This window comes from Alcanivorax sp. (genome assembly GCF_040118815.1).
Lineage (GTDB): Bacteria > Pseudomonadota > Gammaproteobacteria > Pseudomonadales > Alcanivoracaceae > Alcanivorax.
This window is the reverse complement of record NZ_JBEDTC010000011.1, coordinates 1-24,073: the sequence shown is the minus strand read 5'-3', so window position 1 is coordinate 24,073 and position 24,073 is coordinate 1. Positions and strand designations below refer to the sequence as shown.

The following is a 24,073-nucleotide window of genomic DNA, read 5'->3' as shown; positions in this document are numbered from 1 at the left end:
TTACCATCCCAGCCGCATCAGTAAAAGTCATTATCCCGACGCAAAGGTGACCAACGGCGCCATAGCCAGCAAGACTACGCATAAAACCACCGTAAAACGCGTTTTCCCCATGCGCTTGGTCCCCCTTGTCGGTAGCATAGGCGCCTCTTTTTCAGTTTCGCCAGTACGGAGATAAACGCATGACCTGGTTGAAATCCCGACGCCTGCAGTACCTGTTGGCCATCACCGCGCTCTTTTTCTCGCTGATGGTAGTACTGCGCGCCGTGTTTTATTTCGGCTTTTCCCCTTTATCCGGTGACAGTGATATCGCCACCGACACCATTCTCACCGCCTGGGGCATTGGCCTGCGCTTTGACTTGCGCCTGGCCCTGCTGATGATGCTCCCGTTGGCCGCACTGGCCTACCTGCCCTGGCTCAACCTGTTACGCAGCAGCATTGCCCGCTTTGTCAGCCATGCCTACCTGCTGCTGGCCCTGTTGCTGCTGGTTCTCACCTATATTCTCGACTTTGGCCACTACGCCTACCTGGCCGACCGGCTCAATGTCACCGCGTTACGCTTTCTGGAAGACACCGCCATTTCCACCCAGATGGTCTGGGAGAGCTACCCCGTTATCTGGATCACCCTGGGCTGGCTGATCACCACCGCGCTCACTTTCTGGGCCGCCCTGTGGATTGAGAAAACCTTGCTCGGCCGTCCGCAGACTCGCATCTCCAAAAGCCAGGCCACATTAGGCTTTTTTATCTGCTTCGCCCTGTTTTTCTTCGCCATTCTTGGCCGCGTCAGCAACATCAATTTTTCCAACCCGATTCCGCTGCGCTGGAGCGAAGCCTTTGCCACCGGCAACAAGGCCGTAGGGTCCCTGGGGCTGAATCCGGTACTGTATTTCTACGACACCACCCTCATTCCTGCCTCGCCCTACGACAAGGACGCGGTGAAAGAGTATTACCCTCTGATGGCGGATTATCTGGGCATTCCGGCAGACCAGCGCGAGGACCTTAACTTCGACCGTATTGTGGATGTGCAGTCCCACAAGCTGGATTACGATCAGCCGCCAAACGTGGTGTTCGTAATGCTGGAGTCTCTCGGCGCCAGCCGTGTCGGCGCCTATGGCACCCCCTTTAACCCCACTCCTAATCTGGATCAGATTGCCGATGAAGGCTGGTTCTTCAAACACTTCTACGTACCGGTTACCGGCACCGCCAAAACCATCTGGGCCACCTTCACCGGCATTCCTGATGTGGCCCCCACGGAAAGTGCCAGCCGTAACCCTCTCACCGGCCATCAACGCATGGTGTTGAACGAATTCAAGGGCTACCGCAAGTTCTACTTCGTCGGCGGCAACGCCGGCTGGGCCAACATCGACGGGCTGATTCAGCAAAGCATTGACGGAATAGAGTTATACGAGGAAGGCGACTGGAAGGCCCCCAATGTGGATGTATGGGGAATATCCGACTTGGAGCTATTCCGCGAGTCCAATCAGATACTGGCCGATCTGCCAAACGATCAGCCCTTCTTCGCCTTTATCCAGACCGCCGGCAATCACCGCCCCTTCACCATTCCTGAAAAAAACGGGGACTTCGAAGCGCGGGATATACCGGAAGAAGAACTGAGAGAACACGGGTTCCGTAATCCCGCGCAATACAACGCCGTACGCCTGCTCGACTACAACGTGGGCGCATACATGAAAATGGCGCGCACCAGTGATTATTTCGATAATACGATCTTTGTGTTCTTCGGGGATCATAACAACCGCATTACCACCATCCCCCACATGCCACCGGCCATGGAAAAACTGGGACTGGAGAGCAATCATGTGCCTCACATGATTTATGCACCCGCTTACCTGAAACACCGTGTAATTGAACAGTCAGTCGGGCTGACCGATGTGATGCCCACCGTCGCCGGCATGCTGGGCCTGACCTACCGCAACACCACCCTGGGCCGAGACATTCAGAGCCCGGCACCGGAAGGCGACCGAGCCAGCTTTGTGGTGATGCAGGAAGGGCCACGCCCGGTGTATGGCGCCTTGACCAAGGATTACTTCGTGCGCATGAACCACGATGGCAGCAACGCCACCCTTCACGATCTACACAGCGATGACCCGGAAACTGACCGCGCCGAGCAACACCCCGAAGTCTTTGAAAAACTGTACGACCTGGCCCGTGGACAATACGAAACGGCCCGTTATATGTTCTACGACAACGTGGATGACAAAGACGGAAAAACCGGGAAATAAAACACCTGACGCTTGAGGCTGGAAGCCTGACGAAACACATACCGGATAACCTGTGTTTTCGTCGGGCATCTGCCGTCAATTCACTTTAGTGATGGCGCCCCATTACTGAGCCCGCTAGCCGTGCCACCCAGGCGCCCGGCAATACACGCGTCACCGCGACCATAAGCTTATAAAGCACACCAGGCACCACAACCGCTTTTCCACTGGCAAGCCCCTGCAACCCTGCAGCAGCTACCCTGTCCGCTGGCATCATCGCTTTCTCCAAATCCGGATCCATTTTTTCACGGGCCAGGGAAGAAAATTCCGTACGAGTGCCGCCCGGACACAACACACTCACGATAATGCCGAACGGCTTTAATTCTTCATGGAGCGCCCGACTCAGGTGTAGCACCGCCGCTTTACTGGCCGCATAAGTGGCCATGCCTGGAATAGGAAACCACGCGGACACCGAACTCACATTCAGCACCCAACCCTGCCCGCGTTGCACCATGGGGGCGACAAAACGTTGGGTTAACGCCAGCAGGCTGCGCACGTTCACATCCACCATGCCCAGCTGATCCGTCATGGGCAGTGACAACAAGGGTTTCTGAAAACCAAAACCGGCATTGTTGATCAAAATATCCACCTGCCGCCCCAACGCCTGGGTTCGTTCAAACACATCATCGGCGGCGAGTGGATCAGCCAAGTCCGCGGTAATCACATCAACAGTGACCGCACCAAGCTCGCTGGCCAACGCATCCAGCCTGTCCGTACGCCGCGCCACCAGAATCAGGTGGCAGCCACCAGCCGCAAGCTGTCGCGCCATTTGTTCACCAATACCGCTGGAGGCGCCTGTGATCAGTGCCGTTTTTCCGTTGAAAGTTTGCATCGGGTATCTCGGAGGGACGATGAGTTGAAAGTTCAAAGTGCAAAGTTAAAACGCGACCAAGGGCCGAGAATCCTGCCGGGTCGTCACCGCGATTATCGTTAATGGCGCGAGCACGGCCACTCAAAACCAGAGGGGGTCCCCCACGCTTTTTAACTTTACACTTTGAACTTTTAACTGGCTTTTCTTCTGACCAGAAACAAAAAACCCGGCACAAGGCCGGGTTTTTCTGGTGCTTAACTGCGAGCTGTTTTTACAGCTTGCCGTCCAGCTCCGGTACTGCTTCGAACAGGTCAGCCACCAGGCCGTAGTCCGCCACCTGGAAGATGGGGGCTTCTTCGTCCTTATTGATAGCAACGATGACCTTGGAGTCTTTCATGCCGGCCAGATGCTGGATGGCACCGGAGATGCCAACCGCAACGTACAGGTTCGGCGCAACGATTTTACCGGTCTGACCGACCTGCATGTCGTTGGGTACGAAACCTGCGTCAACGGCGGCACGGGATGCACCCACGCCAGCGCCCAGCTTGTCAGCCAGCTTGTACAGGATTTCGAAATTTTCGCCGTTACCCATGCCGCGACCACCGGAGATCACGATCTCGGCAGCGGTCAGCTCAGGACGGTCAGACTTGGCGAGCTCTTCACCTACAAAGGAGGAGATGCCCGCGTCTTTAACAACGTCCAGGCTCTCAACAGAGGCGGAACCGCCTTCTGCTGCAACACCATCGAAAGAGGTACCGCGCACGGTGATCACTTTCTTGGCATCGCCACATTTCACGGTAGCAATGGCATTACCGGCGTAGATCGGACGCTTGAACGTATCCGCATCGACCACGTCGGAGATCTCGGAGATCTGAGCCACGTCCAGCAGAGCCGCCGCGCGGGGCGCGAAGTTCTTACCGGTGGTGGTGGCAGCCGCCAGAATGTGGCTGTAATCGGCGCCCACTTCAGCAACCAAATCACCAATATTTTCAGCCAGCTGATGCTCGTAGGCATCGTTGTCTGCGCACAGTACCTTGGAAACGCCATCAACCTTGGCCGCTTCTTCAGCAACAGCGCCACAGCCTTTACCGGCTACCAGCACAGTGATGTCACCGCCGATATCTTTGGCAGCAGCAACCACACTCAGGGTAACTTTGTTGAGCGCGGCGTTATCGTGTTCGGCGTAAACTAATACACTCATCAGATCACCTTCGCTTCGTTCTTCAGTTTCTCGACCAGCTCGTCAACAGAGCCAACGATGATGCCAGCCTGACGCTCGGCCGGTGCTTCCACTTTCTCGGTGGTAACACGCGGAGTCAGGTCAACGCCCAGATCAGCTGCGGTCTTAACGTCCAGCGGCTTCTTCTTGGCTTTCATGATGTTCGGCAGAGACGCGTAACGCGGCTCGTTCAGGCGCAGGTCAGTGGTAACCACTGCCGGCAGGCTCAGCTCAACGGTCTGCAGGCCGCCGTCGATTTCACGGGTAACCTTCACTTTACCGTCAGCCACATCCACTTCGGATGCGAACGTGCCCTGCGGCAGACCAGCCAACGCAGCCAGCATCTGGCCGGTTTGGTTGTTGTCGCCGTCGATAGCCTGTTTGCCCAGGATAACCAGCTCAGGCTTCTCTTCATCAACAATGGCTTTCAGCGCTTTGGCAATGCCCAGCGGCTGAACGTCTTCGTCGGTTTCGACCAGGATGGAGCGGTCAGCGCCCAGAGCCATGGCAGTACGCAGCTGTTCCTGAGCGGTCTTTGGACCGATAGAAACGGCAACGATTTCGGTAACCACACCCTTTTCTTTCAGACGCACTGCTTCTTCTACAGCGATTTCACAAAAGGGATTCATGGCCATTTTAACATTGGCGAGATCAACACCAGTGTTATCAGCCTTCACGCGAACCTTGACGTTGTAATCAACGACCCGCTTGATGGGTACAAGAACCTTCATAGGATCCTCGGAATGTTCCATTGGGTGACTTGTAGAAGGAGGCGACATGACGCCGTTGCCGGGTCCACCCCCGCGAAAGAGCCGCTATCTTGAACGCTCGCCCACAGCAGGTCAATAGGCCGAAAATCTGTAAGCAGATGATTTTGCTGCAAATAGACCACACAAACTGTCCACTTTTTGTGACCTGTCGGTCGGCGATTTTGTTGAAAATCAACCATCTAGCAAGAGATAATCCAAACACTTGTTTGAAAGTGTCCCGCGGCTGTTCAAATGTTGACACAGGTTCACGTCAGCGGGGTCAACCCCAATAGTGGTGTGGTTTCTTCTATCTCTATATACTCCGCGCCACCCCAAGGTTGGTCTCGGTCGGCCACTGAGAAAGATTTTCTGTTGCTGCAAATGTCAGAACATCTTTCTCAGTGGCTCCCGGGCCAAACACGCAATTGATAGCGAGGAGACAGGCTGTGGAACGCGAATCTATGGAAGTCGACGTAGTCATCGTTGGCGCCGGTCCTTCCGGTCTGGCAACCGCCTGCCGTCTGGGCCAGATTGCCCAGGAAACCGGTCAGGAAATCAGTGTTGTTGTTGTAGAGAAAGGCTCCGAAGTTGGCGCCCATATTCTTTCCGGTGCTGTGCTCGAGCCACGCGCCCTGAATGAATTGTTCCCCAATTGGCAGGAACTGGGTGCGCCGGTGAACACCAAGGTCACCGGTGATGAAATCTTCTTTCTCACCGGCCCGGAAAAGGCACAGAAAGTGCCTAACATGTTCGTTCCTAAAACCATGCACAACGAAGGGAACTACATTATTTCCCTGGGTAACCTGTGCCGCTGGTTGGGTGAGCAGGCCGAAGGCCTGGGTATCGAAGTGTTCCCCGGTTTCGCCGCTAGTGAAGTGCTGTATAACGAAGATGGCTCGGTAAAAGGTATCGCCACCGGCGATTCCGGTATCGGCCACGATGGCGAGCACAAACCCAGCTACACGCCGGGCATGGAGCTGCACGCCAAGTACACCATTTTCTCCGAAGGCTGCCGTGGCCACCTGGGCAAGCAGCTGCAGGAAAAATTCAACCTGCGCGAAGGCACCGACCCGCAACACTACGGCCTCGGCATCAAGGAACTGTGGGACATTGATCCGGCCAAGCACCAGGAAGGCCTGGTGGTTCACACCGCTGGCTGGCCGCTGACCGAATCCGGCTCCCCGGGTGGTGCGTTCCTGTACCACATCGAGAACAACCAGGTTGCCTTGGGCCTGATCACCGATCTGGCCTACTCCAACCCGCACGTCTCTCCGTTCGATGAGATGCAGCGTTGGAAGACCAACCCGGAAATTCAAAAGCATCTGGAAGGCGGCAAGCGTGTCTCTTATGGCGCTCGTGCCATCTCCAAAGGTGGTCTGCAATCTCTGCCGAAGATGACCTTCCCCGGTGGTCTGATGGTGGGCTGTAATGCCGGCACCCTGAACTTTGCCAAGATCAAGGGCACTCACACTGCCATGAAATCCGGCATGATTGCCGCTGAAATCCTGGCTGAAGCCCTCAAGGGTGGCCGCGGCAGCGACGAGCTGACCGAATATAAAGACGCCTTCGAGAAAAGCTGGGTTTACGAAGAACTGCACGCGCAGCGTAACTTCGGCCCGGCCCAGCACAAGTTTGGCAACCTGATCGGTTCCGCCTTTGCGTTCGTAGACATCAACCTGTTCAACGGCAAACTGCCCTTCACCATGCGCGATACCACCCCGGATCACGCGACCCTGAAGCCAGCGGACCAGAGCAAGAAGATCGACTACCCGAAACCGGATGGCAAGATCACCTTCGCCAAGTTGGACAGCGTATTCCTGTCCAACACCAACCACGAAGAAGATCAGCCGTGTCACCTGACACTGAAAGATCCAAGCGTGCCGCTGGAAGTCAACCTTCCCAAGTGGGACGAGCCGGCTCAGCGTTACTGCCCGGCTGGCGTGTATGAAGTGGTAGAGGACGAGAACACCGGCGAAAATCGTTTCCAGATCAACGCCCAGAACTGCGTCCACTGCAAAACCTGTGACATCAAGGACCCCACCCAGAACATCAACTGGGTGGCACCGGAAGGCACCGGCGGCCCGAATTACCCGAACATGTAATTCGCCACGGATTCCGTGTCACAAACAAAAAAGGCGCCCATTCAGGCGCCTTTTTTGTTGCCGGGTGTCAGGGGAAGCACCCGAGCAATGCAGAGACAGGGTTAAGCCAACGGCCTTTGCAGGCGCTGAATCACCTGAGCACGCTGCGCCGCGCGATTCTTGCGCAGGCGGTACCAAGCCAAACGAATGCGATAATCCAACGCATCCATCATCGCCAGCGGAGGCATGGCAGGCATGTGCAAATCCGGTTTGCGGGACTGAATCTGTACCGGGGCTTCAAGTGTCTGGGTTTCGTTGTGCTTCATGGTCTCCTCCCTGTCTGGTGACAATATGGAGTGGTTGAATTGAGCAGCTGGGCTGTGATTGGCCTCCATAATGCAATCCGGTTTATGATCAGTAAATCGAAAAGAACTGCACCTATCGTTCAATTTTTCTGAAAGGTCAATCATGCCACCCAGCCCCCCTCTCCAGCCCCTGCTGGATACGGAAATCCTGCGCAGTTTCGTGGCCATTGCTGAAACCGAGAGCTTCACCCAGGCCGCCAACGAAGTGTTCCGCACTCCTTCCGCGCTGAGCATGCAAATCAAGCGCTTGGAGGAACAGGTTGGCCAACGGTTATTTCTCCGCGAAGCCCGGCGAGTCAGCCTGACCGCCGAAGGAGAGGCCATGCTCGGTTACGCCCGGCGGCTACTAAAACTGAACCAGGAAGCGATCAGCCACTTCACCGCCCCGGAGCTGGAAGGCACCGTGCGGCTCGGCACTCCGGATGATATCGGCACCCGCATTCTGCCCCAGGTGTTGACCCAATTTTCCCGCTCCCACCCTGCCGTACAGGTGAATGTTCTTGTCGGACGCAGCGCCGACATGTTGCAGCAACTGGATGCCGGCAAACTGGACCTGATTATGGTGACCACGGGCAAGCAAGCGCGACCAGCACGGGGGGAAGTGGTGCATAGCGAACCGTTGGTATGGGCAGGCGCCCAGAGTGGTATCGCGGTCACCCAGAATCCGCTGCCGCTGGCTTTGGCCAGCCAAGGCTGCCCTTGGCGCAAAATAGCGCTGGAAGCGCTGGACCGCAGCGAGTATCGCTACCGGGTCGCCTATACCAGCGAACATTGTGCCGGCCAGGAAGCTGCCATGCAGGCAGATCTGGCCATCGGTCCCTTCCCTCTTAGTCTGATCCAGCCACCCTTGCAGCAGCTGGATGACGAATACCCCCTCCCCGAACTGGGCGATTACCAAATCGCTATGCTTTATCGGGGCGAGGAAGGCTCTGCCACCCATGTGCTCGCCGGCCATGTGCGAGCGGTTTTCCGGGCATTGCGGCTATAAGCAGCCAGAAAAAGGCAACATGATACAGATAGTTTATTTTGTCTCATTGTTTGATGGCGTACTCCTCGCTAGCATGAAATGAAGCAGGCGCATGAACCCGCTGACCGCGAGGAAAAAAAACAATGACCGCTCAAGCCAACCTGAAAAGCCGCCAGGCGCGACTGGAACACGAATGGCCCACTCCCCTCACAGCCGGGGAACTGGACCAGCAATTCCCCGGTATCTTCGATGGCGCCATGCTGTTGGCCGGTGGCGCCAACATCATCCTGCAACTGGCTCTGCCAGCAGTGGGGTATGGGGTGGTGGAAAGCCGGGTGGAAAGTGGCTCAATCCTGCATCATCCTGTCAAACGCTCGCGCACCACCTTCACCTACCTGGCCGTCGCCATGATGGGCACCAGCGAAGAGAAGCTGTCCTACCGCAAGGCAGTGAATCGTTCCCATGCCCAAGTACACTCCACCGAAGATTCACCGGTGAAATACAACGCCTTCGATGAAAACCTGCAGATGTGGGTCGCCGCCTGTCTCTACTGGGGCTTCGTGGACACCCACCAGAAACTCCATGGGCCAATGAGCCAGGAGGAACAGGAAATCTTTTACCAGCTGGCCCACCCGCTGGGGACCACCCTGCAAGTGCGCCAGGATACCTGGCCGAAAGATCTGGAGGCGTTTGACGCCTACTGGCAGGAGAGTCTCCAGAAGCTCCACATCGACGAGCGCATTCGCCAGTATCTGATGATCATTGCCGACCTGACATTCCTCAGCTCGCCAACCCGGTTTCTGCTGGGGCGTTTCAACCGGTTTGTGACCACCGGTTTCCTGCCAGTCGAGATCCGTGAGCAAATGCAGCTGAAATGGAATGACAAGAAACAGCGGCGTTTCGAGCGTACCGTGCGCACCATTGGCCGCATCAGTCTGCTGCTACCGCGCGTCATCCGACAGGCACCCTACAACCTGGTGTTATGGGATTTCCGCCGCCGCCTGAAGCATGACAAGCCGCTGGTTTAACGACTCAAATCCGGGACACCGGAACCTTTTGGTGACGCTCATCCCCTGCGCCTTGTGAACAAGCCTCCAACAATAATCATTGATCGCTGTTGGAGCCTTGCCCGCAAAGTGAATGCTTTCCCTTGCCCTCAGGAAAAATCGAGGAAAGCTCCAGCGACGAAAGCTCTCGCCACTCGCCCGGCTTCAAGCTGTCATCCATCACAAGATGACCTATTGCCAACCGATGCAACGTCAGCACCTTGTTATCGAACCGCCCGAACATTCTCTTGATCTGGTGATACCGGCCTTCGCACAACCAGACATCCGCTTCGTAAGTACCAAGGATCCTGATCGTTGCCGGGCGTGTCTTTATGCCCTCGAATTCGAACCACATGCCTTCCGAAAACGCGGCCACATAATCCTCCGTCAGAGGCTGCTCCACCGTCACCCGGTAATGCTTGCGAACCTGATTCTCCGGCTGGCTCAGCTGCCGGGACCAGGCGCCATCGTTCGTCAGCAACACCAGGCCAGTGCTGTTGAAATCCAGCCTTCCTGCCAGGTGTAAACCCTCGCGCTGGGACGCGGGCAACAAATCCATCACGGTGGTGTGTCGGTCATCGCTGGTGGCACTGACCACGCCGGCTGGCTTATTCACCATCAGATAACGTGGCGCTTCACTTTGCAGTAGCTCACCATCCAGCTCTACCCGGTCGAAGGGGCCGATTCTCTGCTGGCGGTCACGTACCGGCACACCGTTCACCTGGACACGCCCCGCAGCCAACACCGGCCGCAGTCCACTGCGGCTGACTTGCAGAGCCTGGCTGAGAAAACGATCGAGACGATGGTAGCGGGTTGGCATCGGCGCAGTTTACCTGTCAAGAATCGAGATGGTGATAGCTAAATGCTATTTATGCATTAGAAAATATCATTATGAAAAGAGAACACAAACAGTTCTTATTAGTAATCATAATTTTATCAAGAGCACACTGAATAACGCTTTGCGCCACTGCCGAGCCGGGCCGTTATCCAAATACTCCCTCCGCTGCCACTACAGGATTGCCATGTCGACCTTCCCCTATCGCCTGACCGCACTGACGCTCGCCTGTATCACCGCCCCCTTTGCTCATGCAGCCGATGAAGAAGGCCATGTTCTTGAAGCGGTAAAAGTACAAAGCAGTGCTGATGCCTCCAAAGAAGGGCTCAGTGACGCCTATGCGGGTGGCCAAGTAGCCGAGGGCGGATCCCTGGGAGTTCTGGGCAAGCAGGACACACTGGAAACGCCTTACAATTTCACCAACTACACAGAGTTGCTGATCGAAGACCAGCAGGCCGAAAGTGTCGGTGATGTACTTTTGAATGACCCTGCGGTTCGCGTTGCCCGTGGCTTCGGCAACTTCCAGCAGGTCTATCTGGTACGCGGCCTGCCGGTGTATTCCGACGACATGAGCTACAACGGCCTGTATGGCCTGCTGCCCCGCCAATACCTGTCCTCGGAGTTCATTCAGCGCGTCCAGGTATTCCGCGGTGCTAATGCGTTCCTGAACGGCGCCGCGCCCGGCGGCAGTGGACTGGGCGGTGCAATCAACGTACTGCCCAAACGCGCCCCCAACTATGCGGTGAACCAGTTTACCCTCGGCGTGGAGAGCGGCGGCCAGGGTTACGGCGCAGTAGACTTGGCACGCCGCAGTGATGATGGCCGTGCCGGCATCCGTATCAACGCCGCCCGCCGCGATGGCGACACCGCTGTGGATGGTGAGAACCAGAAAATATCCATGTCACATATCGGTGTGGATTTCCGCGAAGAAAACCTGCGCTTATCCGCTGATCTGGGCTTTCAGAAGGTCAGCATGGATGCATCCATGCCCAGCATCACCTTTGCCTCCGGCGTGCCCATCCAGAAAACCCCGGATGCCGACAAGAGCGTCGCCCAACCCTGGACTTACTCCAACTCTGAAGACCTGTTTGGCACCCTGCGCGCAGAATATGACTTTGCCGATAACGTCACCGCCTGGCTTGCTGCCGGGGTCCGCCAAGGCGACGAAGACGCCATCTTCGCCAACCCCACCGTGAACAATACCGCTGGCGATTACACCGCGAACCGTTTCGAGAATGTCCGGGAAGATACCGTCATCACTGGCGAAGCCGGGGTTCGCTGGGAACTGGCAACCGGCGAGATAGGCCACACCCTGAGCCTGTCCACCGCCAGCTATGAACTGGACTCCAAGAACGCCTTTATCTTTGGGGGAGGCATCACCGGCAATATCTATAACCCCCAGACGGCTCCCATGCCGGCGTTGGGTTTCGCCGGTGGCGATCTGAACGATCCCAAAACTACCATCAAAACCCAGATGCGCAGCGTCGCACTGGCTGACCAGCTTGCCATGCTGGACGATAAACTCCTGGTGACGCTCGGTGCCCGCTACCAGGAAATCGAAGACACCAGCTACGATTACAACACCGGTGATCGAAGCAACAAGTACGAAGATAACGATGTGACCCCGTCCGTTGGTGTGCTGTACCGACTCACCAATTCCGTCTCCCTCTACACCAATTACATCGAAGGCCTGGTGAAAGGCGGTAACGCCCCCGCCAACAACAACAGCCAGCCGGTGGCTAACGCCGGGGAAACCATTGCCCCCTTCACCACCGAACAGACCGAACTGGGTATGAAGTTCGACGCCGGAAATCTGGGCGGCAGCATTTCACTGTTCCAAAGCAAGAAACCCATTACCGGCTACGACGGCAACAACACATTCAAAATCGTGGATGACCAGACAAACAACGGCCTGGAACTGATGGCCTACGGTAAGCCACTGGACAGCCTGACGGTGCTCGGTGGTGTCAGTTTGCTGGATACCGACGTGGATGGTGAAGACGCCATTGGCTCCCCGGACACCCAGGCCAACCTGAATGTGGACTGGGCTGTCCCCGGCACGGAAGGCCTGTCCCTGGACGGCCGCGTGATTTACACCAGCTCCCAGTATGCGAATGCCGCCAACACCCAGAAGATACCGGACTGGACCCGCCTGGATCTCGGTGCCCGCTATCTGATCCCAGTCGGAGACGCTAAGATGCTAACCCTGCGCGCCCGGGTCGAAAATGTGGCAGATGCGGACTACTGGGCTTCCGCCGGCGGCTTCCCCGGTTCCAGCTACCTGACCGTAGGCGCGCCACGTACCGTTATGCTATCCGGCACCTACGAATTCTGATCCCTGGGAAACGCCCCGGCTTGTGCCGGGGCAATCTTTTATGAAACAAAGCACGTTCCGAACCTGGTCCTCGCTGCACACCTGGACCAGCCTGATCAGCACCGCTTTCCTGTTGATGCTTTGTATCACCGGACTACCCCTGATCTTTCATGATGAACTCGACAGCGTTCTCCACAGTGACCACTGGCAACCCGCCAACCCTGACGGTGCGCTGCTAAGTCTGGACGATATTCTCGAGCAGGCGGCGCAGCACCGCCCCGGCGAAGTCCCGCTGTACATGAGCTTCGATATCGACCGCCCGGTGATTAACGTCACCAGTGGTCCCGCTCCGGATTCCCCCGGCCGCGATATGACCATGGCGTCCTTCGATCGAACCAGCGGTGAACCGGTACCCGGGCACGATGGCTTCGACATCATGGAATTCCTGCTGCAACTGCACACCGACATGTTCCTGGGCTTACCCGGCATGCTGTTCCTGGGCGCTATGGGCCTGCTGCTGATCATCGCCATTGTGTCCGGCGTTGTGCTCTATGCCCCCTTCATGCGCAAGCTGGAATTCGGTGCCTTGCGCACCCAGCGCGCCAAACGCATCAAGTGGCTGGACTATCACAACCTGCTTGGCATCGTGACCGTCGCCTGGCTCACCGTGGTGGGCCTCACCGGAGTGGTGAACAGCCTGGCTGACCCCATCACCACTACCTGGCGAACCCAGGCACTGGCCGACCTGACTGCCGGCTACCAGGACGACACTGTTCCCACCCCGGCTGAGATGGCCTCGCTGGATGATGCCGTCAAGCAGGCAGTGGAAGCAGCGCCAGACATGACCCTGCAATTCGTGGCCTTCCCCGGTGGCTCCTGGTCTACCAACTATCACTACGCCATTTTCCTGCACGGCAACACGCCGTTGACCTCGCACATCACCACACCGGTGCTGATTGATGCACGCACCGGAGAGTTTGCCGGCATGCGCGAGATGCCCTGGTACAACAAGGCACTCGCCCTTTCCGGGCCACTACACTTTGGGGATTACGGCGGATTACCGCTGAAGATTCTCTGGTTTGTACTGGACCTGTTTACCATTGTGGTGCTGGTGACCGGTCTGTACCTGTGGTGGGTGCGGCGACGAAATCGCACAACAGGAGGTGCATGATGGGCCGTATTTTTGCCCTTCCCCTGCTGATCGGCATCACCAGTATCGTGGGATTGCTGGCCGCCCTGCTCGGCGATGGTGTCTACGACACCGTGTCGTGGTTAGGCCTGGGCCTCCCGGTTGCCGCCGTGATTTACGCCTACGCCAAACGACACTGACACCCGCCATAGGCTACTGTAGGAGCCACCCCACGCTGATATACCCCAGCGCGACGACAGCCCCGACAACCTGAAACATAGTGGCCATGACAGCGGCTGGCCGCGTCCACGGATATCGATCCAGCACAAAAAGAGCTACGCCAAGGGCAAGGCAGAACGTAGCAGGGATCTTGAGTTCAAGAGACGAGCCAGAAACCGTAGTGAGGTTATTACTCGACACAGGCGACCCGATATCGGCAGCCCAAAACATCACGCCGAGAAAAACGTCCAGAATAGCGACGGTCCTGACCATCCAAACGTTAATCATCCCGCACCTTTTTTTAACGAGAAATCCGCTGCTTCACAGCCACGGCCAGCCAGGCAGCACGCCTACGGCTGCCTGTCGAAGGTTTTCACCCCTTCCGGAATCTTGAACCAATCCTGTTTTTCGCTGATCCAGATATGCGCCTGAGGCTCAAGAATACTGGTATCCGCCAGATTGGCTGGTTTGAGCTTAATACTATCGGGGTCATCCGGGTTAACGTGGTAAATGCGATTGCCGCAGGTGGGACAGAACATGGCCGCACTGGTATTGCCACTGTCAGCGGTACGCAACCATTCGCGCATTTCACCGTGAAACACGATGTCTTTGGCGTGTACAACGGCAGTCAGGCTGAACGCACTGGTGGACAGCTTCTGGCAGGCCTTGCAATGGCAGGCCAGCACCTTCTGGGGTTCAGCCAATAACTGGTAGGTCACCTCGCCGCACTGGCAAGCGCCTTGGATCGGATAAGTTGCCATCGTTTCCTCCGCTTATTCAGTCATCTGATTGACGGGCCTTTTCGGCACGCCCATAACAGGCTAAATCGTCCCTGCCTGATTGTCTGGCCCATTCATCAGCCCACTGAGCCAACGGCCCTATGGACTCCATGAGCTGGCCCCCCAATTCGGTAAGGGCGTAGCCGCTGCTCTCTTCCAGCACCACGATTCCCGCCTCGCGAAGCTCCTTGAGCCGCGACATCAACACGTTGGGCGAGCTGATACCGCATTCCTGTTGCAATACGCGGGTGCTCTTTTGCTGATGGTCTCGCAGGCACCAGAGGATACGCAACGCCCAGCGACGACCCAGCAGATCCAGAGCCACCATGATGGGCTGGCCGGATTGAGAATTACGGACCGGCTGGCCCGGTTTAACAGGTCGACTTTGCGCCACGCTTGATCTCCTGACAGATCGCTATTACTTTAATAGCGTTATCCATTTAATAGCACCATGCTAGCACACGCGAGGAGCAAACCATGATCATTGATGCCTGGGCCCAACACCCCACGTTGCGTCACCTACAGGACCCTATCTTCGATTCGCTACGGCGCTGGACGAAAATGCCAAAACCGCAATCGGAGCTTCCCGTGTCCACCACGATTGCCCTGATGGATGCCGGCAACGTGGATCAGAGTTTGATTTCTGCCTGGGAAGCCCCCGGCAAGAGCATGATTTCCAATGATGAAGTCGCTCAGTTCGTTGATCAGGCGCCAAACCGATTAATTGGGGTCGGCTCGGTGGATATCTCACGCCCCATGGCAGCGGTACAGGAAATTCAACGCTGCGTTAATGAACTGGGCTTCAAAGCCATACGCGTACTGCCCTGGCTATGGGAAGTGCCGCCCACCGATCGGCGCTTTTATCCGGTGTATACGGCCTGTGCCGAACTCGGCATTCCTTTTTGTACCCAAATTGGCCACACCGGCCCGTTAATGCCCAGCGAAGTGGGCCGTCCCCTCTATCTGGATCAGGTCGCGCTGGATTTTCCAGAATTGAACATTGTCGCAGGCCATATCGGCTACCCATGGACCGAAGAAGCCATCGCCGTTGCCACCAAGCACGAAAATGTCTACATCGACACTTCCGCCTACACCGCCAACCGCTATCCCGCCGCACTGGTAGATTTCATGCGCCACCACGGCCGTAGCAAGGTATTGTTCGGGACCAATTACCCCATGATCACTGCCGAAAAGGCACTGGAAGGGCTCGACGCCCTCGGCCTGGATGAGGAGGCAAAATCGCTATTTCTCGCCGGCAACGCCCAACGGATTTTTGGCCTGTCCTAACAGGCAATGATTTACCGGGTGTTCCCAGCGTTCGATGAGGGACGGTAACGGTAGTGCCCGGTAATCGGATAGTCGAACAGCATGTCCTCCAGTTCGGGGCCGGCACCAATGTTATGCACAATTAGCGGGTTGTCGCTGCCCTCGCTTGTCCGGTCTGTAACAATGCCGATGTGCGGCAGGTTACCCGGCAACATCCAGGTCACCAGATCCCCCGGCACATAATCCGCGGGGCTATCACTGACGGGCAATGACTCACCATGGCGACTGAAGAAAGCTTGCAGATTGGGCACGCGGCGGTGGTCGATATTGCGATCAGTGGAAGCTAGCCCCCAGATCCGTTTGGACGGATAAGCTGCGAAGTTAGCGACCATATCCTCATGGACTTTGACCTGCAGATCCGTGCCAACGGCACGGTAAGCACGGATGATGACATCCGTGCAGACACCAATATTGGCCGGCACATCGCCATTGGGGTAATCCAACCGGTAATAGGCACCGTTGTAGCTCACCTGATGCTGCGTGCGCTCAAGGGCCGCCGACACCAGCTCCTGTTGAAAAGCGTTAGCCTGCACAGCGCCTGACAACAGCATCCAAAGTAACGCTAACCCACGTGCCAAGCGTAGCGGCATATTCCTGCCCCTCTTTCCCTCATCCATTTAACGGGTTCTTTCCTGTCGGTTAGCAGAGATTCAAAATGAATGGTTAGCTATTAGAGCGTTGCGAAAACGCCACCCAACCAAAGAACAACATAAAGGCCACGTCATTGAGCCCATAGATGCTAAAGAAAGCCCCGGCGAAAAGGTCTTGCTCGTACAAAGCACCAAGGTCATTGCCAGAGATCCACAACACCCAGGCCACAACGTACACCAGCTTCTCAATGGCAAAGGCCGCCGCTAACCAGCGAAGATTCCCCTTAATAAAGGCCGCCCCCAAATACGCCAGCCCCCACACCACAATCATCAAGAGCCCAAAGTTGGACATCACCACCGGATCGGCCTGGTTGATGGCGTCATTGGTAAAGGCACGGGAAAAAAGCAGCACACCACCGATATTCATGGCAGCAGCGGCGATAAAACCGTTTCGGATCAGGTTGGCGTTCATTATCTCTCCAAAATATTTCAGGGTTATTTTGATTTCATTCGGCTTGCCAGAGAACGACAAGATCACTATTTCTACGCTGGTGCGAAAGCCTGCTGTAGGAGCTCCGCTTGAGGCGCGAACAGCCGAGCCATCAACGCTCCCCTCCGGGTTCGATGAAATACACGGAGCAAGACCTGCGCCCACATCATGTTAGTGCTCTTATTTCTACGATATTATTTGGATTGACAGGGACAGACTGGTACCCGTCTTGATCAATACGGCAAGCTTCGGGATTTACCATAAAATGGTACGAGGATACCAACATTTTCCCCCAAGGATATTCGATAAACGTTTTCACTAAGGATGGCTGAAGTACACACTTTACTACCAGAGGCTGTCCAATCTTTGCGAGCTTTTGGCCAATGGGCTCATCAAGTTCGAAGCACATACTGACCTGCTCACCGCCATAAAGGCCAAGAAGGTATTTCGTACCGCTTTTGCCTAGCTCCTTTTCAGTAAAGTTAAAGAATATACGTCCATCTCTCCCATCGCTTTGGCTACCAGAAAAATAGCTTCCCCATCGTTTCTTGATCTCATCGATCTCGGATGATGAAAATATATAGCCATGATCCTTCAAGAAGGATTGCCTGATATCCTCGCCATTTCTTACCAACAACCCGCGCGTTCGGATACTGGCGGGGATAGCTCTAGTGTAGTGAACGCCTATCACTTGATTCATATTACAAAAGCGGTCGATATCGTGGACTAGGGAAACCACCTCTGGGTTACCAACCAGCTCCTCGGAAAATTCCGTCTCTTCGCAAAGCCGCCGAATGGATTCTAACTTTGAAGCAAACCGTTCGGGCAGATCTTTTGGTTTGGTGAGATCTATATTCATGCGTGTATCACTCACAATTCCGGGGGCAGGTCTTGCCTTTTTCTACTTGGCGCACGGGGCAAGACCTGACCCCGCATCGCGCCATAAACGGCCGAGTGAAACGAGGTCAGGCGACCGCAGGGAGCGAATTTAATGGCTTTTTTATGTGTGGATTTCAAAGAGAAGCTCGCCTCCCTTAATGCTAAGGTTTCCGAAATCACCTGAAACTTCGAACCCGTCTTCCAGTAAGAAAAGCGAGTCAATATTCCCAAAGTCTATCTCTCCCACCTCATCAGTGGACTTTGGCGCACTTGCCATGGGTAACAACCCTACGCATTCACTAATATTCTCGAACGCCAGCGTAGCTCTGCGATAGCAAGTGTATTCATTGGCCTTCGGTGTCATGTAATGCTCAGAAGATGGCCAAATGCTTGCTTCAATATCGAAAATGACATTCCAACCTTCGTGACGCCACCCCAAAACGAACGAATCATTGAGATCAATGCCCTGGAACAGTTTAAGCTCAGTCCACTCCATACTTGCCTACACTTAACAGGTATTAGAAAGCCCGCTCGAACATCCAATAAAAGCGCCGGCGTCATATCCTATTTATCGAAATCATATATCGACCGATAAAAGCAGAAATCTCAACGGGTTACAACGGCATGCTTTCCGGGCGGCTGTGATATGAGGAAGGTGCTAGCGGGGGTCCAAGTTTTAATACCCGTTTGGGCGAATTTTTCTGACGAAGGTGGCTTTTGAAAGGGTGTTCGCGGCTCAAGCGCCGTATTCGCTTCGCTCACCCTTCGGGCCGCACGGAACTACGTGCGTTACTTCGCTACGCTACGTTCCTACAGAAACAAAGGTAACAGGCAGGGCCGGACGGCCCTGCCCTGAGGGTTTAGTCTTTCTTCTTCCAATCCAGGCTATAAAGATCGTCCCGACGATCCCGCAGGTTGGTCACCGACCCTTCCCGGTGCAGCAGTTTCAGTTTTTCCAAATCCACATCCGCAAACATCAGCATTTCGGTGTTGGGCACCGACTCACTGATGATGGCATCGTGGGGGAAGTAGAAATCACTGGGAGAAAACACCGACGACTGGGCGTACTGGATATCCACCGCGTCCACTCGCGGCAGGTTGCCCACGGAGCCGGAAATGGCCACGTAGCATTCGTTCTCGATGGCGCGGGCCTGGGCACAGTGACGCACGCGCAAGTAGCCGTTTTTGGTGTCGGTCCAGAACGGCACGAATAGGATGTCCATTTTCTCGTCGGCTAGGATGCGGCCCAGTTCAGGGAATTCCACGTCGTAGCAGATCAGGATACCCACCCTGCCCGCGTCGGTATCGAACACCTGCAACTTGTCACCGCCCTGGATCACCCAGTCACGGCGCTCGTGGGGGGTGATGTGAATTTTGTACTGGGATTCTACCGAGCCATCGCGGCGCATCAGGTAGGCCACGTTGTAAACCTTGTCATCTTCAATCACCGGCATGGAGCCACCAATGATGTTGATGTTGTAGCTCACTGCCATATCCGCCAGCGCATCGCGGACTTCTTCGGTGAAGCTGGCCAGGAAACGTACCGCTTCCACGGAATTAAGCTCCGGGCGCAGGCCCATCAGCGGCGCACTGAAGAACTCCGGCAGCACGGCAAAATCGGCGCGATAATCGGACAGCGCGTCGATAAAGAATTCCACCTGATTGAGCAGGTCCTGCACGTCACGAGCGGCGCGCATGCGGCGCTGGACCACGCCCACACGCACCACGGTACGGCGCGGCCATTCGGCGTCGTCGTCTTCCGGTTCGTAGAGAATGTTGTCCCATTCCAACAAGGTCGCGTAGCCGTGGGAGTCTTCATCTTCCGGCAGGTACGCTTTCATCAGCCGTTTTACGTCGAAACCGTTGGAGAGCTGAAATGACAGAATCGGATCATAAATGGCGCGCGATTCCACCTGCTCGATGTACTCGGTGACCTTCATCTGGTCAGCGTAGTTGGTGAACCCCGGCAGGCGCCCCCCGGCCAGAATGGCGCGCAGGTTTTCTTCCCGGCACAGCTCTTTGCGCGCTTCGTAAAGACGACGCCCCAACCGGTAGCCGCGGTATTCCTTGTCCACGAACACATCCAGGCCGTAAAGCGCATCCCCATTTTTGTCGTGGGAACGCACCTTGTCATCGGTAATCAGGTCTTCGTAGCGGTGCGGGTTGGAGAAACGGTCGTATTTGACCTTGATGGTCAGCGCCGTGGCCACCAGCTCGCCATTGTCTTCGATCACCAACTGCCCGTCCTGAAAAATACGGATCAGGGTCTTGATGGTATCTTCCGGCCAGGCGCCACCGATATCGTGATAGACCTGATTCATCAGACGCGCCAACGCCGGGTAATCGTCTTCGGTAAGCGTACGCAGACGCAGGCGAGTGGTTTCTTCGGCCATATAAAACTCCGTTTTTCGCTGCACGCGTCACGCTCAACGCAACAACGCGATACAGGTCAATTCATCTCTTCAATGCCGCAACCGCGCTTCAATGCTGCAGGTTACGACGTTTTTTGCTTTTCCGTGTTGCGTGCCGCGTGTCGCATGCTGCGTCTCTTCTACGCATTCAATGGCGGGAAAGGAATCAGCCAGCTCATATCCCGATTCTGCAACGCATGCATGCCACTGGGATAGAGCGCCACGCCGTCCGGACGAATAAAAATCACCCCATCGCCGTTCAGCCCCACAAAACCGGACTGGTGCTCACGGACAAAGCCGCATTCGCTGCTCCACTGCGGCTGTAATGAAGGTGGAATGGTTTCGTAGCCGATGACACCATTGGCCAGAGGGTCATCGATGGCGACCCGGTCGCGATACAGGCCCACCGCATCTTCGCCGACCAGCAGCACCATGCCCTGATGAAAGTGCAGCAGGCTCACGTTACCGCGCGGTGGCAGGCTGAGGTTTTCCTGTAGGTCGATAATGGTATCCATAGAGTCTCAAACCTTACGTAATACGGGCGGATAAATGGCTGAAAACATTGTAATACTTACCGGCGCCGGAATCTCTGCGGAATCCGGTATCAAGACCTTCCGCGCCGCTGACGGGCTGTGGGAAAACCACCGGGTGGAAGATGTGGCCACCCCGGAGGCATTTCTGCGCAACCCCCTGCTGGTGCAGAACTTCTACAACCAGCGCCGCCAACAGCTGCTCACGCCGGCTATTCAGCCCAATGCGGCTCACCGGGCGCTGGCCACGTTAGAGAAAGCGTTTCCGGCGGGCAAGGTGCTGTTGGTGACCCAGAACATCGACGACCTCCACGAGCGGGCCGGCAGCCGCAACCTAATTCACATGCACGGCGAACTGCTCAAGGGGCGCTGCCAAACCAGCGGCGGGCTGGTGGACCTGGACCACGACCTGACCGTCAGCCTGCCCTGCCCCCTTTGCGGCGGCAAAGGCTGCCTGCGCCCCCATGTGGTGTGGTTCGGGGAAATGCCCTTGCAGATGGAAACGATCTACCGTGCTCTGGCCCAGTGCGACCGTTTTATCAGCATTGGCACCAGCGGCAATGTGTACCCGGCCGCCGGCTTTGTGGAAGAAGCCAACCGCCATGGGGCGCACACCGTGGAGCTGAACCTGGAGCCCTCCCAGCGGCTTACCGCCTTCGCGGAGCACCAGCATGGGCTGGCCTCGGAATTAGTGCCGGCCTATGTGGAAGCGTTAATAGCCGGTTTATAGCTACAAGCTACAAGCTGCAACACGAGGCTGGATTCACAGTATCCGCCAGGGATGGATCTTCGCGCTGATACGCCGCAACGCGGGCACTACCCGTTCCATTACCCGAGACCTATCCCGCGCCTTGTAGCTTGCAGCTTGTGGCTTGCTAAATTGCCCCCATCTATTTCTCCCAGAGCCCACCCCGTATTTCTCTAGCCGCCTGATTCCGCTAGACTGCTGAACCTCTACAAAAGGAGTGTCAGCCAGAGCCCGCCGCGCAAGAACGGGGTACGGGGCCTCCAGCAACTACAGGTAGCAAAGCACATCATGACCGACAAGCAGGTAGACGACCTCAACATTGCCTCGCAGGACGTACTGGTTACGCCCAACGCCCTGAAGGAAAAGCTGCCTCTCAGCGAGAATGCCCTTCAGACAGTGATCAGCGGCCGCGAGACCATCCGTAATATTCTGGACCGCAAGGACCATCGCCTGTTCGTGGTGATTGGCCCCTGCTCGATCCACGATACGGACGCCGCCATGGAATATGCCGCCAAGCTGAAGAAGCTGGCCGATGAGGTGAGCGATACCATCTACCTGGTGCTGCGTGTCTACTTTGAGAAGCCGCGTACCACTGTCGGCTGGAAAGGGCTGATCAACGACCCTTACATGAACGATTCCTTCAAGGTGGAAGACGGCCTGCATATCGCCCGCAAGTTGTTGCTGGATGTGGCTGAACTGGGCCTGCCTGCTGCCACCGAGGCGCTGGACCCGACCACCCCGCAGTACCTGCAGGATTTGATCGCCTGGAACGCCATTGGCGCGCGCACCACCGAAAGCCAGACACACCGGGAAATGTCTTCCGGCCTGTCCAGCCCGGTGGGCTTCAAGAACGGCACCGACGGCAGCCTGGATGTGGCCGTGAACGCCATGCTCAGCGTGAAGCACCCGCACCGCTTCCTGGGCATCGACCCGGAAGGCCGCGTGGCGCTGACCACCACCAAGGGCAACCAGTACGGCCACGTGGTATTGCGTGGCGGTGGCGGCAAGCCAAACTACGATTCCGTGTCCGTGGCGCTGGCCGAGCAGGCGCTGGAGAAAGCCGGCGTTTCCACCAACATCATGGTGGATTGCTCCCACGCCAACTCCAACAAGGACCCGGGCCTACAGCCGCTGGTGATGGAAAACATCGCCAACCAGATTCTGGAAGGCAACGAGTCCATCCTCGGTTTGATGGTGGAATCACACCTGAAATTCGGCAACCAGAAGATCCCGCCGAACCTGGACGACATGGAATACGGAGTGTCCATCACCGACGGCTGTATTGCTTGGGACACCACCGAAGAAGCCATTCGCAGCATGGCCGACAAACTGCGCGAGGTACTGCCGAAACGGCAGAAATAACGCCCCGCAGTATACGAAAAGCCGCCCTAGAGGCGGCTTTTTTGTGGGTGTCGCCCTTCGCCCTATGAGGTTTGCTGCTGCCTATCGATCCACTTCGCTTGCAGACCAGCTCCCGGCGCAACACTCTTCCTGGAAAACAGAACAAAAAAAGCCCGGCAATTGCCGGGCTTCTTCAAACGGTTAGCAGGGCTAACTTCAGCCGCCGAACAAGCCGGCCAAGCCAGAACCGCCTTCCAGCAGACACTCGAATGCCAGCGTCGGGCTAAGGCCACCCGCTGCCGCATCAGGGCAGATTCCATCAAGGATCGGATCCAGCGGCGTACCATTACCTCCAGCGCCACCACTGATCGCTTCCATGAAACATGCCGCAGGGTCCACAGTACCGTCAGCCGATTCTTCTGAACAAATCTGCTCGGTCAACGGATTAGAACCTGAGATAGCCTCTTGAATGTCGCCAAAGGCGGAACCCGCTTCGATCAAGCATTCAAACGGCACCGTCGCGCCAAGGGCCGCTTCAGCGGTTTCTGGGCAGAACGGTTCCAGCACCGGACCAAATGGATTTCCGTCTGTGCCTGGCAAACCGCCGCCATCTGGGGCAAGCCCTTCGGCCGCTTCCATGAAGCACGCTGCCGGGTCAATCGGGCTTTCAGCAGACGCTTCCGGGCACAATTGCTCGGTCAGCGGATTGCTGCCCAACAATAGGTCCTGCACGTCACCGAAGTTGCCGCCCGCTTCGATCAAGCATTCAAACGGCACCGTCGCGCCAAGCTCCGCTTCAGCGGTTTCTGGGCAGAACGGTTCCAGCACCGGACCAAATGGATTTCCGTCTGTGCCTGGCAAACCGCCGCCATCTGGGGCAAGCCCTTCGGCCGCTTCCATGAAGCACGCTGCCGGGTCAATCGGGCTTTCAGCAGACGCTTCCGGGCACAATTGCTCGGTCAGCGGATTGC

Annotated in this window: 23 protein-coding genes and 1 pseudogene; 10 read left to right on the top strand and 14 right to left on the bottom strand. The window is 56.5% G+C overall.

The genetic code is table 11. The features are described from left to right. Positions 1 to 179: 179 nt before the first annotated feature. On the top strand, positions 180 to 2,237 hold the full coding sequence (locus ABNH18_RS07455) for an LTA synthase family protein (RefSeq protein ID WP_349382211.1): 2,058 nt from the start codon (positions 180 to 182) through the stop codon (positions 2,235 to 2,237). A gap of 85 nt (positions 2,238 to 2,322) precedes the next feature. Here ABNH18_RS07455 and ABNH18_RS07450 read toward each other — a convergent pair whose 3' ends face one another. The 3 genes from ABNH18_RS07450 to ABNH18_RS07440 all read right to left on the bottom strand — a co-directional run bounded on the left by ABNH18_RS07450 (position 2,323) and on the right by ABNH18_RS07440 (position 5,034). Beyond that, the gene (locus tag ABNH18_RS07450; protein ID WP_349382210.1) at positions 2,323 to 3,105 is read right to left on the bottom strand and encodes an SDR family NAD(P)-dependent oxidoreductase; all 783 of its coding nucleotides are present in this window, start codon (positions 3,103 to 3,105) and stop codon (positions 2,323 to 2,325) included. A gap of 250 nt (positions 3,106 to 3,355) precedes the next feature. Next, positions 3,356 to 4,285 carry an electron transfer flavoprotein subunit alpha/FixB family protein gene (locus ABNH18_RS07445; RefSeq protein WP_349382209.1) on the bottom strand — a complete coding sequence of 310 codons (930 nt, stop codon included), beginning with the start codon at positions 4,283 to 4,285 and terminating at the stop codon, positions 3,356 to 3,358. Further along, positions 4,285 to 5,034, bottom strand: a complete 750-nt coding sequence (locus ABNH18_RS07440) for an electron transfer flavoprotein subunit beta/FixA family protein (protein WP_349382208.1) — start codon at positions 5,032 to 5,034, stop codon at positions 4,285 to 4,287. Before ABNH18_RS07440 ends, ABNH18_RS07445 begins: the two co-directional genes overlap by 1 nt. 464 nt (positions 5,035 to 5,498) lie before the next feature. Here ABNH18_RS07440 and ABNH18_RS07435 point away from each other — a divergent pair, with 464 nt between their 5' ends. Continuing rightward, positions 5,499 to 7,154, top strand: coding sequence for an electron transfer flavoprotein-ubiquinone oxidoreductase (locus tag ABNH18_RS07435; RefSeq protein ID WP_349382207.1), 1,656 nt, complete (start codon positions 5,499 to 5,501; stop codon positions 7,152 to 7,154). A gap of 101 nt (positions 7,155 to 7,255) precedes the next feature. Here ABNH18_RS07435 and ABNH18_RS07430 read toward each other — a convergent pair whose 3' ends face one another. After that, complete coding sequence (locus ABNH18_RS07430) at positions 7,256 to 7,459, bottom strand: hypothetical protein (RefSeq protein WP_349382206.1); 204 nt, start codon at positions 7,457 to 7,459, stop codon at positions 7,256 to 7,258. 142 nt (positions 7,460 to 7,601) lie between these two features. On the opposite strand from ABNH18_RS07430, the gene ABNH18_RS07425 reads away from it, so the two are divergent. Both ABNH18_RS07425 and ABNH18_RS07420 read left to right on the top strand, forming a co-directional pair. Further along, positions 7,602 to 8,486: a LysR substrate-binding domain-containing protein gene (locus ABNH18_RS07425; protein WP_349382205.1), complete on the top strand. Its 885-nt coding sequence runs from the start codon at positions 7,602 to 7,604 to the stop codon at positions 8,484 to 8,486. A 122-nt stretch (positions 8,487 to 8,608) separates the two neighbouring features. Continuing rightward, positions 8,609 to 9,493 (top strand): oxygenase MpaB family protein, encoded by an 885-nt coding sequence (locus tag ABNH18_RS07420; RefSeq protein WP_349382204.1) that lies wholly within the window; start codon positions 8,609 to 8,611, stop codon positions 9,491 to 9,493. 76 nt (positions 9,494 to 9,569) lie between these two features. Here the strand turns inward: ABNH18_RS07420 and ABNH18_RS07415 are convergent, their stop codons facing one another. Continuing rightward, positions 9,570 to 10,331, bottom strand: a complete 762-nt coding sequence (locus ABNH18_RS07415; RefSeq protein WP_349382203.1) for a pseudouridine synthase — start codon at positions 10,329 to 10,331, stop codon at positions 9,570 to 9,572. 202 nt (positions 10,332 to 10,533) lie between these two features. Here ABNH18_RS07415 and ABNH18_RS07410 point away from each other — a divergent pair, with 202 nt between their 5' ends. From ABNH18_RS07410 to ABNH18_RS07400, 3 genes are read left to right on the top strand one after another with little or no spacing between them, the layout of a single operon-like run. Next, complete coding sequence (locus ABNH18_RS07410; protein WP_349382202.1) at positions 10,534 to 12,681, top strand: TonB-dependent receptor; 2,148 nt, start codon at positions 10,534 to 10,536, stop codon at positions 12,679 to 12,681. Between the two features lie 40 nt (positions 12,682 to 12,721). Further along, positions 12,722 to 13,831 (top strand): PepSY-associated TM helix domain-containing protein, encoded by a 1,110-nt coding sequence (locus tag ABNH18_RS07405; protein ID WP_349382201.1) that lies wholly within the window; start codon positions 12,722 to 12,724, stop codon positions 13,829 to 13,831. After that, positions 13,828 to 13,989: a hypothetical protein gene (locus ABNH18_RS07400; protein ID WP_349382200.1), complete on the top strand. Its 162-nt coding sequence runs from the start codon at positions 13,828 to 13,830 to the stop codon at positions 13,987 to 13,989. The genes ABNH18_RS07405 and ABNH18_RS07400 overlap by 4 nt, the downstream gene beginning before the upstream one ends. A 369-nt stretch (positions 13,990 to 14,358) precedes the next feature. Here the strand turns inward: ABNH18_RS07400 and ABNH18_RS07395 are convergent, their stop codons facing one another. Then, complete coding sequence (locus ABNH18_RS07395; RefSeq protein WP_349382199.1) at positions 14,359 to 14,769, bottom strand: GFA family protein; 411 nt, start codon at positions 14,767 to 14,769, stop codon at positions 14,359 to 14,361. Between the two features lie 16 nt (positions 14,770 to 14,785). Further along, positions 14,786 to 15,181, bottom strand: a complete 396-nt coding sequence (locus tag ABNH18_RS07390) for a winged helix-turn-helix transcriptional regulator (RefSeq protein ID WP_349382198.1) — start codon at positions 15,179 to 15,181, stop codon at positions 14,786 to 14,788. Positions 15,182 to 15,264: 83 nt separating this feature from the next. Here ABNH18_RS07390 and ABNH18_RS07385 point away from each other — a divergent pair, with 83 nt between their 5' ends. After that, positions 15,265 to 16,074, top strand: coding sequence for an amidohydrolase family protein (locus ABNH18_RS07385; protein ID WP_349382197.1), 810 nt, complete (start codon positions 15,265 to 15,267; stop codon positions 16,072 to 16,074). A gap of 11 nt (positions 16,075 to 16,085) precedes the next feature. Here the strand turns inward: ABNH18_RS07385 and ABNH18_RS07380 are convergent, their stop codons facing one another. The 6 genes from ABNH18_RS07380 to ABNH18_RS07355 form a co-directional block, all read right to left on the bottom strand. Beyond that, positions 16,086 to 16,703 carry a DUF1287 domain-containing protein gene (locus ABNH18_RS07380; RefSeq protein ID WP_349382196.1) on the bottom strand — a complete coding sequence of 206 codons (618 nt, stop codon included), beginning with the start codon at positions 16,701 to 16,703 and terminating at the stop codon, positions 16,086 to 16,088. Positions 16,704 to 16,776: 73 nt separating this feature from the next. Further along, positions 16,777 to 17,175, bottom strand: a complete 399-nt coding sequence (locus ABNH18_RS07375; RefSeq protein ID WP_349382195.1) for a hypothetical protein — start codon at positions 17,173 to 17,175, stop codon at positions 16,777 to 16,779. 184 nt (positions 17,176 to 17,359) lie between these two features. Continuing rightward, positions 17,360 to 18,052 (bottom strand): hypothetical protein, encoded by a 693-nt coding sequence (locus tag ABNH18_RS07370; RefSeq protein WP_349382194.1) that lies wholly within the window; start codon positions 18,050 to 18,052, stop codon positions 17,360 to 17,362. A gap of 141 nt (positions 18,053 to 18,193) precedes the next feature. Then, a complete protein-coding gene (locus tag ABNH18_RS07365) occupies positions 18,194 to 18,568 on the bottom strand; it encodes a hypothetical protein (protein WP_349382193.1) in 375 nt (124 codons plus the stop codon). A 364-nt stretch (positions 18,569 to 18,932) separates the two neighbouring features. Continuing rightward, complete coding sequence (locus tag ABNH18_RS07360) at positions 18,933 to 20,465, bottom strand: GNAT family N-acetyltransferase (protein WP_349382192.1); 1,533 nt, start codon at positions 20,463 to 20,465, stop codon at positions 18,933 to 18,935. A 158-nt stretch (positions 20,466 to 20,623) separates the two neighbouring features. Further along, positions 20,624 to 20,998: a hypothetical protein gene (locus ABNH18_RS07355; protein WP_349382191.1), complete on the bottom strand. Its 375-nt coding sequence runs from the start codon at positions 20,996 to 20,998 to the stop codon at positions 20,624 to 20,626. Between the two features lie 34 nt (positions 20,999 to 21,032). On the opposite strand from ABNH18_RS07355, the gene cobB reads away from it, so the two are divergent. Beyond that, on the top strand, positions 21,033 to 21,743 hold the full coding sequence (cobB, locus tag ABNH18_RS07350) for a Sir2 family NAD+-dependent deacetylase (protein ID WP_349382190.1): 711 nt from the start codon (positions 21,033 to 21,035) through the stop codon (positions 21,741 to 21,743). 306 nt (positions 21,744 to 22,049) lie between these two features. Then, positions 22,050 to 23,123, top strand: a complete 1,074-nt coding sequence (locus ABNH18_RS07345; protein WP_349382189.1) for a 3-deoxy-7-phosphoheptulonate synthase — start codon at positions 22,050 to 22,052, stop codon at positions 23,121 to 23,123. A 195-nt stretch (positions 23,124 to 23,318) separates the two neighbouring features. Here the strand turns inward: ABNH18_RS07345 and ABNH18_RS07340 are convergent. Next, a pseudogene (locus ABNH18_RS07340) lies at positions 23,319 to 24,073 on the bottom strand (hypothetical protein); the annotation flags it as partial.